The 16,962-nt window shown below is 36.5% G+C and carries 12 protein-coding genes; 4 read left to right on the plus strand and 8 right to left on the minus strand.

From position 1 onward, the window contains the following. Window positions 1–14: 14 nt before the first annotated feature. The 3 genes from ABEB31_RS08815 (at window position 15) to ABEB31_RS08825 (ending at window position 3,341) form a co-directional block, all read left to right on the plus strand. Window positions 15–776, plus strand: a complete 762-nt coding sequence (locus tag ABEB31_RS08815) for a type 1 glutamine amidotransferase domain-containing protein (protein ID WP_347051076.1) — start codon at window positions 15–17, stop codon at window positions 774–776. A gap of 90 nt (window positions 777–866) precedes the next feature. Next, the gene (locus ABEB31_RS08820) at window positions 867–2,024 is read left to right on the plus strand and encodes an iron-containing alcohol dehydrogenase (protein ID WP_347051077.1); all 1,158 of its coding nucleotides are present in this window, start codon (window positions 867–869) and stop codon (window positions 2,022–2,024) included. A gap of 321 nt (window positions 2,025–2,345) precedes the next feature. Next, the gene (locus tag ABEB31_RS08825; protein WP_347051079.1) at window positions 2,346–3,341 is read left to right on the plus strand and encodes an NAD(P)H-dependent glycerol-3-phosphate dehydrogenase; all 996 of its coding nucleotides are present in this window, start codon (window positions 2,346–2,348) and stop codon (window positions 3,339–3,341) included. Between the two features lie 410 nt (window positions 3,342–3,751). On the opposite strand, the gene ABEB31_RS08830 is transcribed toward ABEB31_RS08825, so the two are convergent. The 3 genes from ABEB31_RS08830 to ABEB31_RS08840 form a co-directional block, all read right to left on the minus strand. Then, window positions 3,752–4,159 (minus strand): hypothetical protein, encoded by a 408-nt coding sequence (locus tag ABEB31_RS08830; protein ID WP_347051080.1) that lies wholly within the window; start codon window positions 4,157–4,159, stop codon window positions 3,752–3,754. A gap of 96 nt (window positions 4,160–4,255) precedes the next feature. Continuing rightward, on the minus strand, window positions 4,256–5,275 hold the full coding sequence (gene pheS, locus ABEB31_RS08835) for a phenylalanine--tRNA ligase subunit alpha (protein WP_347051081.1): 1,020 nt from the start codon (window positions 5,273–5,275) through the stop codon (window positions 4,256–4,258). A 131-nt stretch (window positions 5,276–5,406) separates the two neighbouring features. Further along, on the minus strand, window positions 5,407–5,763 hold the full coding sequence (locus ABEB31_RS08840; protein WP_347051083.1) for a hypothetical protein: 357 nt from the start codon (window positions 5,761–5,763) through the stop codon (window positions 5,407–5,409). A 238-nt stretch (window positions 5,764–6,001) separates the two neighbouring features. Here ABEB31_RS08840 and ABEB31_RS08845 point away from each other — a divergent pair, with 238 nt between their 5' ends. Continuing rightward, window positions 6,002–6,541 carry a CvpA family protein gene (locus tag ABEB31_RS08845; RefSeq protein ID WP_347051085.1) on the plus strand — a complete coding sequence of 180 codons (540 nt, stop codon included), beginning with the start codon at window positions 6,002–6,004 and terminating at the stop codon, window positions 6,539–6,541. Between the two features lie 140 nt (window positions 6,542–6,681). Here the strand turns inward: ABEB31_RS08845 and ABEB31_RS08850 are convergent, their stop codons facing one another. From ABEB31_RS08850 to ABEB31_RS08870, 5 genes are all read right to left on the minus strand, one after another. Then, window positions 6,682–9,084, minus strand: coding sequence for a glycoside hydrolase family 95 protein (locus ABEB31_RS08850; RefSeq protein WP_347051086.1), 2,403 nt, complete (start codon window positions 9,082–9,084; stop codon window positions 6,682–6,684). Window positions 9,085–9,304: 220 nt separating this feature from the next. Further along, on the minus strand, window positions 9,305–11,251 hold the full coding sequence (locus ABEB31_RS08855; protein WP_347051088.1) for a sialate O-acetylesterase: 1,947 nt from the start codon (window positions 11,249–11,251) through the stop codon (window positions 9,305–9,307). Window positions 11,252–11,362: 111 nt separating this feature from the next. Then, entirely contained in the window at window positions 11,363–12,856 is a 1,494-nt protein-coding gene (locus ABEB31_RS08860; protein WP_347051090.1) for a cellulase family glycosylhydrolase, read from the minus strand. A 101-nt stretch (window positions 12,857–12,957) separates the two neighbouring features. After that, window positions 12,958–15,195, minus strand: a complete 2,238-nt coding sequence (locus ABEB31_RS08865; protein WP_347051092.1) for a glycoside hydrolase family 3 C-terminal domain-containing protein — start codon at window positions 15,193–15,195, stop codon at window positions 12,958–12,960. Window positions 15,196–15,279: 84 nt separating this feature from the next. Then, a complete protein-coding gene (locus tag ABEB31_RS08870) occupies window positions 15,280–16,836 on the minus strand; it encodes a GH39 family glycosyl hydrolase (protein WP_347051093.1) in 1,557 nt (518 codons plus the stop codon). Between the last annotated feature and the right edge of the window lie 126 nt (window positions 16,837–16,962).

A 16,962-nucleotide genomic window follows, 5' to 3' on the forward strand; every position in this document is an offset into this window, starting at 1 on the left:
TAAAATTTAATATTATGAAGAAAATAGCATTACTCGCAATAACTGCATTCACAGCTGTAAGCATTTCTGCTGAAGCTCAAAAATCAAATAAAAAAAATATGAAAAAAGTATTATTTGTTGTTACCAGCAATGATAAACTGGGCAATACAGGAGAAAAAACAGGATTCTGGTCAGAAGAACTGGCTGCACCGTATTATGAATTATTAGATCAGGGAGTTGAGATTACAATTGCAACACCAAAAGGAGGGCAACCGCCAATAGATCCAAAAAGTGCAGATCCGGCTTCTGCAACAGAAGACACAAAACGTTTTGACGCTGATAAGGTATTACAGGAAAAATTAAAAAATACGCATAAACTTTCCACTATTGATCAGAAAGATTATGATGCGGTTTTTTATCCGGGAGGTCACGGTCCGCTTTGGGATTTAGTCGAAGATAAAAACTCTATTGCATTAATAGAATCTTTTTACAATCATAAAAAACCTGTAGCATTTGTGTGTCATGCTCCGGCGGTTTTAAAAAATGTAAAAGTAAATGGCGAATTTTTAGTTAAAGGAAAAAAAGTAACCGGATTTACAAATGAGGAAGAAGAAGCCGTAGGTTTAACCAAAGTTGTTCCGTTTTTACTGGAAGACGCTTTGACGCAAAACGGAGCTGCTTTCTCCAAAGGTCCAAACTGGGCACCATACGCTGTAGAAGACGGACTTTTAATAACGGGTCAAAATCCTGCTTCGTCTAAATTGGTAGCCGGAAAATTGCTGCAAAAATTGAATTAAAAAGGAACAAAGCTGCAAAGGTTCTTAGCGACAAAGATTAAAACTTTGAACCTTTGCAACTTAGAACCTTAGTACCTAAAAATAAAAAAAATGCTCAACTTCGAATTATATAATCCTACGAACTTAATCTTCGGTAAAGGACAGATCTCTAAACTTTCTTCTTTAGTTCCCAAAAATGCTAAAATATTATTGGCTTACGGAGGCGGAAGTATTTTTAAAAACGGAATTTACGATCAGGTAATCGCAAATTTAAAAGGTTTTGAAATTGTAGAATTTGGCGGAATTGAGCCAAATCCGAGATTTGAAACTTTAATGAAAGCCGTTGAAGTGATTAAAAATGAAAAAATTGATTTTATTCTGGCTGTCGGCGGAGGTTCTGTAATCGATGGCGTAAAATTTATTTCTGCAGCAGTACACTTTGAGGGAAATCCGATGGATATTCTCCAAAAAAGAATTCTGATTAAAGAAAATGCACTGCCATTTGGAACAGTTTTAACTTTACCTGCAACGGGAAGCGAAATGAATTCCGGATACGTAGTTACGATTGAGGCAACTCAGGAAAAATTATCTTCAGGCGGAAGTGCCTTGTTTCCACAATTCTCTATTTGCGATCCGACAGTTATTGCTTCTTTACCAAAAAGACAATTGCAAAATGGGGTTGTAGATGCTTACACGCATGTAATGGAGCAATATTTAACGTATCCTCATGAAGGATTTCTTCAGGATAGAATTGCCGAAGGTATTTTACAGACTTTGATCGAAGTTGGTCCGGGAGTGGTAGAAAATCCAACCGACTATACTTTGGCTTCCAATTTTATGTGGAGCTGTACGATGGCATTAAACGGATTGATCCAAAAAGGTGTTCCAAGCGATTGGGCAACACACATGATCGGTCACGAATTAACGGCATTGTATGAAATTGATCACGCCAGAACTTTAGCCATTATTGGCCCAAGTTTATATACAGTGATGTTTGAAACCAAAAAAGGAAAACTGGCACAATATGGAAGAAGAATATTTAATTTAACCGGTTCTGATGAAGAAGTCGCTAAAGAAGCCATCAATAAAACCGTTGAATTTTTCCATAATATGGGAATGGACACAAAACTTTCTCAATACACTGGAGATTATTCTAAAACTGCAGACTTCATCGTCAATCGTTTTGACGAAAGAGGCTGGAAAGGCTTAGGTGAGAACCAACTCATTACTTTAGACAAGGTAAAATCTATTGTTGAAATGAGCTATTAATTAGTATTTAGTGAGGAATACTTGGTTTTCAAAACTAAATATTACACAATAAAAAAGGCGTTCTTAAATTTTTTAGGAACGCCTTTTTAAAATACTAAAACAAAACTAACTAACTCAATGCTTTCTAAATTCATTAAAATTCTAATTTATAATCTATTATAACGTAAGGCTGTCACCTTTATTGTGTTTAGATTAAAAAAAATATTTTCATCTAAAGTTCTTGAAAGACATCATGATTTATACGTTTCTTCAAAATTTCTTAAATCAGATTTTGCTTTATTGACACATTATTAAGTACTTTTGTTTTAAATTATTAAAATAATGAGCGAAAATTTAAAATTTGCAGTGATTGGTGGTGGAAGCTGGGCAACGGCAATTGCGAAAATGTTATGTGTAAATCTTTCTGAAATTTCGTGGTATATGCGTAATGATGCTGCAATAGAGCACATTCAGAAGTACAAGCACAATCCAAATTATTTAAGTTCTGTTGAATTTGACACCAACAAACTTAAATTGACCAACAATATAAATGAAGCAATAGAATATGCAGATTATGTAATTTTTGCAATTCCTTCTGCGTTTTTGGATGCCGAATTAAAGAATATGACGGTTTCTTTATCAGATAAAATTATTTTTTCTGCCATTAAAGGAATTGTTCCGGAGACCAGTTTAATTGTGGGCGAACACTTCCACATTCAATACGACATTCCATATTACAATATTGGTGTAATTACCGGTCCTTGCCACGCTGAAGAAGTGGCACTTGAAAGGCTTTCTTATTTAACAATTGCCTGCGGAGATCCGGACAAAGCGTGTACTGTTGCCAAATCTCTTTCCGGAAATTACATAAAGGCTAAAATTTCAGATGATATTATCGGAACGGAATATGCAGCGATGCTTAAAAACATTTATGCCATTGCAGCCGGAATTGCACATGGCTTAGGTTATGGTGATAACTTTCAATCGGTTATGATGAGTAACGGAATCCGTGAGATGAAAAAATTCATTAGAAAAGTGCACAAAATGAAACGTAACATTAATGATTCGGCTTATTTGGGCGATTTATTGGTTACAGGATATTCGGTTTTCTCGAGAAACAGAATGTTCGGAAATATGATTGGAAAAGGGTATACGGTAAAAAGCGCCATGATGGAAATGAGCATGGTTGCCGAAGGTTATTATGCTACCAAAAGTGCCTATAAACTAAATCAGGGCTACGGAGCAAAAACACCTATTATTGATGCTGTTTACGCAGTTTTATATGAAGGTAAAGATGCTAAATCGGTGTTTAAGAAATTAACGGAGTCTTTGGATTAGTTTTTAGTGAAAAGAGGAAAGAAGCAAGAAGAAAGATTTTACCCTAGTGCTAAAACAAAAAAAGAGCCAAACTGAATTTCCAGTCCTGGCTCTTTCTCTTTATTCTATTTCAAAGAAGTCGTTCGTCTTTCTTCTTCTAAACTAAATTTCAAAATCTTTCCTCTTGCTTCTTTTCTCTTTCAAAGCTCAGTTATAAAAGTCTTTCTTCTCGCTTCTTTCCTCTTCTAAGTCTCGATTACAAAAGTCTTTCCTCTTGCTTCTTTCCTCTTACAAAGTCCAATTATAAAAGTCTTTCCTCTTGCTTCTTTCCTCTTCCAAGTCTCAATTATAAAGTCTTTCCTCTTGCTTCTTTCTTCTTACAAAGCCCAATTATAAAAGTCTTTCCTCTTGCTTCTTTCTTCTTTTAAAATCTACTTCACCATAATCCCCTCCACAAACAAAATAGGCACTTCTTCCGTATCATTTTCGTTAATGAGGTTTGATTTGAAGATGAATTTTTTGTCGTACAAAGTATTTCCAATGAAGAAAGTTACCATAAATTCATTATTCATAACCAAAAGACTTTTCTCGATCATTTCTATTTTAACTACAGAAACAGCCGGAACTTCTACAAAAGCGTGGCGTAGAATCGACGTTTTTTTCATTTCCCCGTCTATGGTTCCAAAAGCTTTTGAAACAACCATTACGCTGTCTAAATTAAAGTCGCTGTCGTTAACTAAGTATGCGTACCAGACTTTCTCCATAAAATCGTCGCTCCATTCCTGAACGGCAGCTAAGAATACGTTTTCTACTTCTGGAATTACTATATCTTTTTTCATGTGAGTCAAAAGTTTAAAAGTCGAAAGTCATAAAGTCGAAAGTAAAAAGCCTTTTAGGAACTTTCAACTTTCAACTTTATGACTTTATAACTTAAATTATATGTTTGCTTTAAACTGCTCTAAGAAACGTACATCATTTTCGTAAAACATTCTGATATCGCCAATTTGGTATAAAAGCATGGCAATACGCTCCACTCCCATTCCGAATGCAAAACCGTTGTATTCGTCCGGATTAATGTCGCAGTTTTTCAGAACGTTAGGATCTACCATTCCGCAGCCTCCAATTTCCAGCCAGCCTGTTCCTTTTGTAATACGATAATCAGTTTCTGTTTTCAAACCCCAATAAATATCGATCTCGGCACTTGGTTCTGTAAATGGAAAGTATGACGGACGTAAACGAATTTTAGATTTTCCGAACATTTCTTTAGTGAAATATAGCAATGTTTGTTTCAAATCTGCGAAAGAAACATCTTTATCAATGTACAATCCTTCTACCTGATGGAAAATACAATGTGAACGGGAAGAAATCGCTTCGTTACGGAAAACTCTTCCCGGAGAAATGGTACGAATGGGCGGTTTATGATTTTCCATATAACGAACCTGAACAGATGATGTATGCGTACGCAATAAAACATCTGGATTGGTCTGAATGAAAAATGTATCCTGCATGTCGCGCGCCGGATGGTATTCCGGTAAGTTTAATGCCGTAAAGTTGTGCCAGTCGTCTTCGATTTCCGGACCTTCAGAAACATTGAAACCGATATTCGCAAAAATATCAATAATCTGATTCTTAACGATTGAAATAGGGTGACGGGAACCAATAATTACCGGTTCTGCAGCACGCGTTAGATCTCCAAAAATTCCTTTTGTTTCTTCTTTACTTTCCAGTTCTTCCTGAATCGATTTTACTTTCTCTTCAGCAACCGCTTTTAACGTATTTATTACTTGTCCAAAATCTTTTTTCTGGTCGTTCGGAATATTTTTAAATTCATTAAAAAGTTCTTTAAGTAAACCTTTACTACCTAAATATTTAATACGGAATTGTTCTAACGATTCTTTATTTTTATCATTAAAGGCTTTTGCTTCCTCTATATGCTGTTTTATCTTGTCTATCATTTTCCTTCAATACTTGAGAATACAAATTTAAATAAAAAAGTGAGATGTTAAAGGTAAGAAGCGAGAAGTATTTTCTTAAACCGAATATTTATTTTCAGTCCAAAATCTTAATTTACACTTCCCTCTTTACACTAATCTATCAATTTTCTCTCCAAAAAATAATTAACAATCGCTTCTTTCATTAAAACCGATTGCTCTCCGGCTTTTAAGGGAGGTAATTCTTCTTTTACTTTATAATGCGGCCACCCTTCTTCGTCAAAAAATTCAAATTCATAAAATCCGTATGGCTCTAATAATCTGCAGATGGCGATATGCATTAGATTCAGTTTTTCGTCTTTTTTATATTCGCGGTGTACTTTTCCGTATTCCTGAACTCCGATGAGGTAAATTATAGCATCCAAATCTAAGTCTTCGCCCTGCGAAAATTGATTGGAAAGTATATCAACGAGCTTTTCCCAACGCTCTTTTAATTGTGTATCTCTGGACATTAATTTATGATTTTAAATTTTAGATTTAATATTGCGAAGTGATTTAAAATATTCTTGAATATAGAAACAGCAATCTCAATTCTAAATATGAAGTGGCAAAGATACATACTCTTTACATAAAATGCATATAGAAGCTTATACTTGTTATCACGTACAAAAAAACCTTTGAACCTCTGCTTTTTTGAATTTTACCACTCAAAAAAAAGAATATCTTTGCGCCTCATTTAAAAACCTAAACATGAGTTTTTTTGATATTATTGTGGCAGCGCTTTTAGCTTTCAGTTTGTACAAAGGCATTAAAAACGGACTTTTCATAGAAGTGGCTTCTTTTATTTCTTTGTTATTAGGAATTTATCTTGCCATTAAATTTTCTTCTTTAATGACAGGGATAATTTCGAAACACGTGTCGTGGAACCCGACCAATATCCAATTAACAGCTTTTATTCTGACTTTTATTCTGGTTGTGATTGGTGTTTATTTCCTCGCCAAAATCTTAACCGGAATTGCAGATTTTGCCATGTTGGGCTGGCTGAATAAATTAGGCGGAGGATTTTTCAGGATTTTAAAAACCATTCTGATCCTGAGTGTTTTTATTGCCTTGTTCGAAAAAATCAATTTCAATAATACATTTGCCAAAAAGGAAACTCTGGATTCTTATATTTTTTATAATCCGGTGAAAAAAGTGGCTGCTTTTGTTTATCCTTCGATAGAAAGATGGTACGAGAGTTTTAAAGAAAGTCAGAAAGAAAAGAATACAGAAGAAACACATAAAGAATAAACAGAAAAGTAAATTTTTCTATTTTTAAGAAATTCCGACGGTGTCAAATATCGTTTGTCAGGCTGAGCGTCCCGAGGCTTCGGAAAAAGCCTCGTTCCAATTGGATCGCCCTTCGACTACGCTCAGGGTGACAATAGTATTTAAAAATTAACTTCTACACTTTCTCCCTTTTTCAAAACAATTTCCTGTTTTTTATCTCCAAAAATCAAAGTTGTTTTTCCGCCTTTTTTAGAAGAAACAAATACTTTCTGGAGTTTTTTATTACTCCAGCTCATATCAATTTCAAATCCGCCTCGGGCGCAAAGACCTTTTACAGATCCGGTTTCCCAGGCGTCTGGCAAAGCCGGAAGTAATCTTATTTCGTTTTCGTCAGACTGAATCAGCATTTCAGCAACGGCTGCAGTTCCTCCAAAATTTCCATCGATTTGAAACGGCGGATGCGCGTCGAATAAATTAGGATACGTTCCTCCTCCTCTTCTTGGTTTTTCTGTTTTTTTTCCGTCCGGGTCTACGTAACGAAGTAATTCGCGAAACATTTTATAAGCACGGTTTCCATCCCAAAGTCTTGCCCAAAGATTAATTCTCCAGCCTTTTGACCAGCCTGTAGTCTCGTCGCCTTTTATTTCTAAAGTTTTTCTCGAAGCTTCCGCTAAATCTGGAGTTTTAACAGGCGAAATGTGGTTCCCGGGAAAAAGACCAAATAATTGTGATTGATGACGGTGTTTTGGATCATTATCATCCCAGTCAAAATACCATTCCTGCAGATTTCCTTTTTTACCAATTTGATACGGATGTAATTTTGCGAGTGCGGTTTCTAATTTTGCTCTGAAAGCTGCATCGGTATCTAATACTTTGGACGCTTTTATCGTTTTATCAAAACATTCGCGAATCATGGCTAAATCTGCTGTTCCTCCATAAAATGTTGCACCCACAAAACCATCAGATAATTTATATTGATTTTCCGGTGATGTTGACGGCGATGTAATTAAGTTTCCGTTTTTATCTGCGATCATCCAGTTTAAACAAAATTGAGCGGCACCTTTCATCAAAGGATAACCTTCTTTTTTTAGATAATCTTTGTCTTGTGTAAAAGTATAATGTTCCCAAATATGAGTGCTCAGCCACGCTCCAGCCATGGGCCAGCATGCCCACATTGGATCTTCTTTTCCAAATTGTCCAACAGGATTTGTCATTGCCCAGATATCTGAATTGTGTGCTGCAGCCCACCCTTCATTTATACCATAAAATGTTTTGGCCGTTACTTTTCCCGTTACCGAAAGATTCCTGATAAAACTCAATAATGGCAGATGCATTTCTGAAAGATTGGTGTTTTCTGCCAGCCAGTAATTTTCTTCCAGATTAATATTCATCGTATAATTACTGCTCCACGGCGGACTTAAATGCGGATTCCATAATCCCTGCAAATTGGCCGGAACTCCTAAAGTTCTTGACGAACTTATTAATAAATACCGACCGTAATTAAAATAAAGAATTTCGAGATTTTTATCTTCTTTTCCATCCGCGTAGCGTAGTAAACGCTCGTCTGTTGGCAAGTCCGGTGCAGTTGTTTTTCCTAAATCTAATGTGACACGATTGTAGAATTTGTGATAATCGGCAATATGGTCTTCTTTTAATTTAGTAAATGGTTTTGCAATAGCATTATTCAAATTTCGTAACGCAATCGCGACATCATCAAGTCCTTCGGTTGAGGGGTTTTTGTCGAAACCATTAAAACTTGTGGCGACAGAAATGTAAATAATTACTTCTGACGCATCTTTCACAGTTAAGGTCGAACTCGTATTGCTAACTTTTCCTTCAGTGTTTTTAACCTGAAGTAAAGTGGTAAATCGTGTTCCTCTTTCTTTAGCGTCCAAATATTTTGGCTGCACATTATAACCTGCATTTTCATGAATTGGCGCAGTACCGTTCATCATCATGGTATTTCCTCTTATTTCAACATTTGATTTTAAGAGACTTCTGAGATTTACATCAAAATTTAAAGTTCCTTTCTGACTCGCAGTAAATTTTACAACCATAATCTGATCTGGTGCCGAAACAAAATATTCTCTGGTAAATTTCACCCCGTCCAGTTCGTAGCTTATTTTTGTTGTCGCTGTAGAAAGATCAAGTTCTCGATGGTAATTTGTTGCTTTCCCTTTTTCGGCATTGCTAATTTCTAATGTTGCTAAAGGCGCATACGATTCTGAATTTTTCCCCTGAAGTTTTTTGTTTAATTCTTCAGCCAGTTTATAATTTTCATTTTTTAATGCTTCCCGAATTGCCGGAATATTTTTGTACGCTTCGGGATTCATATTCGCATTGACTGGTTCGCCGGACCAAAGCGTGATATCATTCAGATAGATTTTATCTGCATTTACTCCGCCAAAAATCGTTGCACCCATTTTTCCGTTTCCTAAAACCAAGCTTTCTTCAAAGAATTCTGCGGGTTGTTTGTACCACAATTTTTGAGTGGATTGTGCTATTATTTTTCCACTTAAAGTGAAAAGTAAAATGAAAAATGTTTTTATGATTTTGGAATTCATAGGTTCTTCGTTTGTGGTTATGTTTTGTCATTCTAAGGAACGACGAATGACAAAAAAAGTTGATTTAAACTGTGCGCGTGAGGGATAGGAGCTGGCTACCGAAGTAGCGCGGATTGCCCGACCGTCTCGTTGCAAAAGGGCGTATAACCATAACGTATATTTGCCCTTTTGCAACGAGATGGTCACGCCCAAATATTCTTCATTTCTAATAACTAAGGACTTACTTATTCACTTTATATGTTTCATTTGCTGTTAGCATTTCCCAATTGTCTGTTCTGAAAGGGGATGCCGGGAATTTTTCTTTATTGTATAAATTGATATTCGTGTCATCGTCTGCCCAGCCATAGCGTACGGCAACGGGTGTTTTTACTTTTTCGCTCGAAACGATAATTTTATTGTCATTTATTATCGCTTTCGCGGAATGAAAAACTTTGTCTACACCGGCAATTTCGAAGCCTTTTAATTCATCGTTATTTGGCGTTGATAGTCCGCTTCCTGTATGGTCAAAAGTCAGTATGATCTGGTTTCCTTTTATTTGCTGAGATTTGTAAGTTGGTCCGCTGTGAACTTGTTTTTTGCCATAAATATTGTTCATTGCGATGGCAGCCAACCGCAAACCAATGTCCTGCTTGTTGGTTGGGTGAATGTCTTTTGCGTTTCCAATATCGGTTGTAACGGCCATACCGGTGTTTGGCAATTTTAAAGTTTCAGACTGTGCTTCTCTGAGTTCGGCCCAGCGGCTTCCTTTTTGACTGTTGCCGCCAAATTCGTCGAAAGTGGATAATTGTACGAAATAAAATGGAAAATTACCTTGTCTGAATTTTGCTCTCCAGTCGTTGATCATTAACGGAAATGCTTTTTTGTATTCTTTTGCCCTCCACACATTGGCTTCGCCCTGATACCATAAAACGCCCTGAAATGCGTAAGGAACCAGTGGATTTACCATCGCATTGTATAATAATGACGGATAGCTGTTTGGCGAAACAGAAATTTTGACTTGTACGACATTAAATTTCCACAGGCCGTCAAGCGGAAAACTGGAGTCTTTAAAAGCAATTTTTAAATCACCTGGATCGCCATAGATTCCGCCGCCGCCGCTGTAATCCGCAATTCTGACCGCGATTACATTAGTTCCTTCTTTAAGTACGTTTGCCGGAATCTTGTAAACTCTTAATTTGTCCCAGAGATTATTGGTTCCTACTTCTACCCCGTTTACGTATGTTTTATCTTCGTCATCAACTTTCGCCAAATGTAAAACGGCTTGTTCCTTGGCTTGTTCGGCTGTTAAAACGATTGTTTTGCGCATCCAGACAATTCCGTCCATGTTGCCCAATTGCTGGTTTTCCCAAAGTGAAGGGACTTTTATTTCCGGCCAGTTTTTATCACCAAAACTGGCATTTTTAAACTGGTTTTCGTTTTCGATGGAAACATCAAAACCCTGTACTTTTTTAAGGTTTTCTAAAACCGATTTCTTATATATTTCTAAAACTTCGTCCATATTGACAGCCGGAACATCGGCAATCATTTTTTTGAAATCTTCGCTATTTTGAAATGCTTCACGGCTTGTCCAGGTTTCTACGTTGGTTCCGCCCCAGGAAGTGTTGATAATTCCTATTGGAATTTTTAATTCTGAATATAATTTTTTAGCAAAATAAAAGCCGACTGCTGTAAAGTTTCCCACAGTTTCTTTACTTGAAACTTCCCATTTTCCCTGTTTTAAATCGTCTTTTGGCGTTCCGCTTAAATCTTGTGCAACTCCAAAATGGCGAATCATCGGATAATTAGAATCTGCAATTTCTTTTTCGGCATTTATGGTTTTGTAAACCTGAAATTCCATGTTTGATTGTCCACTGCAAATCCATACTTCTCCAATCAAAACATTTTTAATTGTAACCGTATTTTTGCCTTTGATTATCAATTCAAATGGTCCGCCGGCTTTCTCCGCATTCAAATTTAAGGTCCACTTTCCGTTTTTATCGGCCTGCGTTTTTTTGATTTGTTTGTTGAAGTGTACTTCTATACTTTCATTAGTGTCGGCAAAACCCCAAATCGGAATTTGTTTGTTTCGTTGCAATACCATTCCGTCAGAAAATATTAAAGGCATTCTCACATTAGCGCTTGATATCACACTAAATATCAACAAAATAAAAACAATTATCTTTTTCATTTTTCTCCTTATTAAATTATTTAAACCATATAAGTGATATAAGATATTGAGAGCTATGGTTTACAACGTACTTAAATTTACTTATATCACTTATATGGTTTTAAAAAGATTTTACAGTAAACCTTCTTTTAAAGCGGTTAAAGCTTGTGTATCGAAGACTGTATTATCACTTCTTTTGAAAATTCCGAAACCATTATTTCCTGTGCTTCCTTCATCCCAATAAAAAGGTAAAAGTCCGTTTGCTTTGGCTGTTTTAACGACTGTTTTTAAATAATAAGCTCTTGAATTTAAATGTAAAGTCAGCGCGTCTCCGGTTAAAGTTGTTCTACGAATTGCTCCAAATTCTCCCAATAAAACCGGAATTCCTTTGTCAACAAATTGCGTTTTCATCAGTTTAAAATTCTTTTCTAAATCGGCTTCTTCTCCCCAAGTTGCATTCCGTTCTGTATCGGTTGTAGAGTGAAATCCCATTCCCCAATAGTAGAACATTTTTCCCCAGGTTTCGTCTTTGGTCAATCCGGCGAAATTCCAAGGAGAATAATAATGTACCTCAACCATCATTCTTCCTGTAACCTTATCTGTCGGCAATGTAGTCATTAATTTGTTTGTTTTTTCGATATCAGTTGTTGGTCCCTGAATTACTAAAACACGGTTTGCATTTTTTCCTCCGGTAGAACGAACCGCATCGATAAAAGTTTGATGATATGATGTTAAAACTGCCATTTGTGCGGCATCTTCTACTGCCGGTTCATTAGCGCTTGCAAAAAGTAAGTGTTCGTCGAATCCGCGTAAATGCGTTGCAATTTGTTCCCAAAATGCTTTTTGTTTGGCATTGTTTTCTGCTTTTTTGGCTTCTGTAATATTGTTTTCCAGCCAGCCGCCGTCCCAGTGAATATTGACGACAACATACATATCATTGTCCACACAATATTGCACTACTTCTTTAACACGATTTAACCATTCGGTTTTGATTTTGGCTGTTGAAGCATTCTCCAGGTTCTGGTTCCACGAACAAGGAATTCTAATGGCATTAAAACCATTCGCCTTTACAGCATCAATTAATGCTTTTGTAACCTTTGGATTTCCCCAGGCTGTTTCTCCTCCGGTTGCCTCTAAAGTATTTCCAATATTCCATCCCAGTTTTATTTTCGCTGCCAATTCTACTGCAGAACTTGCCATTCCTGAAGCGTCTGCTGCAATTGGATTCGTGTTATAACCCGGATATAAACTTGCTGCCGATTGAGAAACTGTAATTGTTACTGACGGAACTTTACTTCCGGTTAATGTTATCACAGCATTTCTTAAGGATGTATCTGTATTTTCTAAAGCGGTAATTTTAACAACCGTGCTTCCGGAAGTTCCAACGGTCTGACTTACTTTTATCCAGCTCACAGAACTAGTCAAAGTCCACGCAATTCCATTGGAATTAACGGTTACTTCAGTGGTATTTTCTTTACTTTCAAACTCAATTTTATTTGTACTGGCTCCTAACATTTTTATGCTTACGGGAGTATTCTCTTCTTTATCAGAACTGCACGCCAGAACTCCTAAAAAAGCAAAGCATAAAACGATACTTAAAATATAATCTTGGGCTGTTTTTTTCATTTTAAAACAATTTATCATTAAAAAATTAAACCATATAAGTAATCAAAGTCAATGTAAGTCGTAACTTCATTTCCTCTTCATACTTATATGGTTTTGAAAGATTATTTTACTGTAATCGAAATTTCTTTTTTGATATCTCTCGAAGAAGTTCCAACTCTTAACGTATATTTTCCCGGTTCTACTGTCCATTTTTTGGAAGCAACATCGTAATACGCAAGTTCCTTAACCGGAACTTTGATTGTAACATTGTCTGAACCGCCCGATTTTACTGAAACTTTTTTGAAACCTTTCAGTTCTTTTGCAGCGCGAGTTACTTTAGAATCCGCTTTAGAAGTATAAACCTGAACCACTTCTTTTCCATCTGTTTTTCCTGTATTTTTAACATCTACAGAAACTTCGATAACATCGTTTTGTGTGTAATCCGTTTTGTTTGCTTTTGCATTTTCAAGTGCAAAAGTGGTGTAAGACAATCCATAACCAAATGGATATAATGGCGTTACATTTTTAGTATCAAACCAACGGTAACCAATTAAAAGTCCTTCTGCATAATTTACAGTTTTATCACCAGGAAAACTGTTTGTTGCATGCGCCGGTGAATCTTTAAGCTGTTTTGGCATTGTCCAAGGTAATTTTCCTGACGGATTTACTTTTCCTAAGATAACATCTGCTAAAGCATTTCCACCTTCGGATCCATTGAACCAGCTCCAGATTAAAGCTGAAGATTTTTGGCTAACTTCGTTCACATCAAAAGGTGCTCCGGCAATCATAACCACAATTGTTTTTGGATTTACAGCCAATACTTTTTTGATTAATTCTTCTTGTCCGAAAGGCAAGTGTAAATCTCTTCTGTCAGAAGCTTCTGTTTCATAATCACGGTTGGATCCTGCAAAAATGATTGCTACATCTGAGTTTTTAGCGGCTTCAACAGCTTCCTTAACTTTTGCATCATCTAATTTATCAATTGTAACCGGTCCTTTAGAAGTAATATTTCCTAAGTTTCCTTTATTTTTTTCGTCGTAACGCTCCAAATATCCTTCAGCATAATTGATTTTTACTGATGCAGGCAATCTGTTTTTAAGTCCTTCAAGAGGCGTAACTTCTCTTTTTGTTTTAACTCCTGCACCAAATCCGCCAAGGGCATTTTTCTTTGTGGCATTGTTTCCGATTACCGCAATAGATTTTACACCGTCTAACTTTAGCGGAAGCGCATTATTTTCATTTTTCAGCAATACAATTGCTTCTGCCGCAATTTTATAAGCATCCTGATAATGTGCTTCGGTAGCAATACTTCCTTTTGCACGCGTTCCGCCGCCCATTGCTTTTACCTGAAACAAGGTTCTTAAAATACGTTTTACATGCAAATCAATTTCTTTTTCTGAAACTTCCCCGGATTTTACCGCAGCAATTAATTTATCTGCTAAGAAAAATTCGTTGAATGGTTTTGGAGTTCCCATCTCAATATCCAAACCGCTTTTTAAAGCTTTTGCTGTAGAATGCACCGCAGCCCAATCTGAAACTACAATACCTTTAAATCCCCATTCGTCACGAAGAATTTTATTAAGCATATAATCGTTTTCACATAGATATTCTCCTCTGAATTTATTGTAAGCACCCATTATACTGTATGCTTTTGCTTCTTTTACCGAAGCTTCGAAAGCAGGAAGATAAATTTCGCGAAGTGTACGCTCATCAATCTGAACATCTACAAAATCACGGTTGGTTTCCTGATTGTTTGCTGCATAATGTTTTACACACGCCATTACATCTTTTTCCTGTAAACCAACAATCAATGGCACGGCGATTTTCTTATTCAAAAACGGATCTTCAGACATATATTCATACGTTCTTCCTCCAAGCGGTGTTCTTACCATATTGATCGCCGGAGAAAGTAACATGTCTTTATCTCTTGCACGCAATTCTTCTCCTAAACTGGTTCCGAAAGTATGCGCCATTTCTGTATTAAAAGTCGCTGCTAAAGCGCCGCCTGCAGGATAGTAAGTTGCAAAATCGTTTGTAAGTCCGGCCGGTGCCCAGTTATCTCGGGAGATTTCTTCACGAACTCCCAACGGTCCGTCTGCCATTTTTAATTCCGGAATACCAAGACGTTTTACACCTGCATTGGCAAACATACTGTTTCCGTGAAGCATGCCAATTTTCTCTTCTAAAGTCATCTGCGAAATCAGTTTGTCGATTTCTGCATCATGTCCTGTCCCTATTTCTTTTCCTGTGTATTCTTCGGTTTCACCTGAATTTGTCGCCAAAGTCTGTGCATCATTTTTACAAGACGTAAATAACGCAAAAACCAAAGCTGCCGATAAAAATGTCATTTTGTTTTTCATAGATAGTTAGATTTTAGATTTAAAGATTCAGATTCCTCACGCGTGATCTGTAAATCCAGTTAATATTATATTGTTTGTGGTTTTTTATTGTTTAATCAAATTTAGAAAAACAACATCATTTTCATTGATTTTGAATTCCTTGCTGAAAGTTCCTTTTCCATCAATGGTAATTTTTTCTGTTGCAATTGGATCACCGTTGTTTTTCGCTTTCATCGCACTCACTTGTTCACGTGTTAACTGACTTGGTTTATTCAAAGCTAAGTAATCCGCGTAAGCGTCGTTTACTTTATAACCAACTTTATAAATTTCCAAAAGATATTTTCCTTTTTGCAATCCGCCTACTTCGATTTTTACTGTTCCTTTTTCTTTTGATGGAAGATCCTGAACATAATACGTTTGGTTCCAAACTTTAACTCCCGGATGCGTATTGGTAAAATCCCAAAATAAAAGCTGTACGTCACCTTTTGCATTTTTGGAAATCCAGGAAGCTTTATCACTGTTTTGAAGTTCTGTTTCTCCTAATTTATTCAAAAACTGATAGGAGAAGTAAGCCGGTTTTTTAATTCCCTGCGTATTCAACAATCCGAAACCTCCGTGAAAAGGCGTGAATCTCGGTCCCGGCTCTTCAAAAATATCGGTAAAAACCCAATACGACATTGAGTTTGCAGCGTTACCGACTTGTTTTAATTTCTGCAAAATATAAGCTGCAGAATGATAACTGTCGTGGATAGGATCTGCGGGCGTATACGAAGAACTCCATTCTGTGTAATGCAATTCTAAATTTGGTTTAGACGAGCTGCTAATTTGCTTGCGCGAATTAATAACGTCTCCGCTAATACTGTTTTCATCCGGACTCAAAACGGTTCCGGAAGTTCCGAATTCATCCAGATATCCCTGATTTACTCCATACGTATGCGTTGAAACAAAATCCATAGGAACATTATTTTTTTCGCAGAAAGCAATAGTTTCAGGAACCCATCCAGCGCCTGCTGTTGCAGGTCCGCCTACTTTGTAATCTTTGTTTACGGCTTTAATACCTCGCGCAGCATAATCGTATAGCTTGAAATATTCCGCTTGTGTTCCTGTCCAGAAGCCGGGAGTTAAATTGGGCTCGTTCCACACTTCAAAATACCATGTTTTTACTTCTTCTGCTCCGTATCTTTCGGTAAAATGCTGGGTTAAATTTTTAATTAAATCTTCCCATTTTTTATAATCTTTTGGAGGCGTAACATTTCCTTTCCACCAAAAAATAGTTTCTTTTCCGCTTGCTAATGCATTTGGCATGAAGCCCAATTCTACAAAAGGTTTCATTTTTATGCTCAGGATATAATCAAACAACACATCAATGTATTGGTAATTATATTCCGGATTTCCTTTTGAATCTTCGCGATAAACCGCCATATCATCAGACAATAAACCATGAAACCGAATGTATTTAAAATCGCATTCTTTTTTTGCCTGCGCCAATTGCTGCTGCCAGTCGGCACGAAGTCCTTCGTTTGCTCTTCCGGCACCAATGCATTCCTTAAACATAGTGTTTAATTTCCCGGCCGATTTATTGTAATCAACTTTTATGGTTCGGTTTTGTGCCATCAAATGGACTGAAGTAATTAAAACTGTTGCTATCAAAAGTTTTTTCATCTGAAAATGTTTTTTGTTATCCTAACAGGTTTTCAAAACCTGTTAGGTATCTTTTTTTCAATTCTAATATTTCAAACTTTATCCTAAATTAAATACCTAACAGGTTTTGAAACCTGTTAGGATAAT

The organism is Flavobacterium olei (assembly GCF_039749035.1).
Classification (GTDB): domain Bacteria; phylum Bacteroidota; class Bacteroidia; order Flavobacteriales; family Flavobacteriaceae; genus Flavobacterium; species Flavobacterium olei.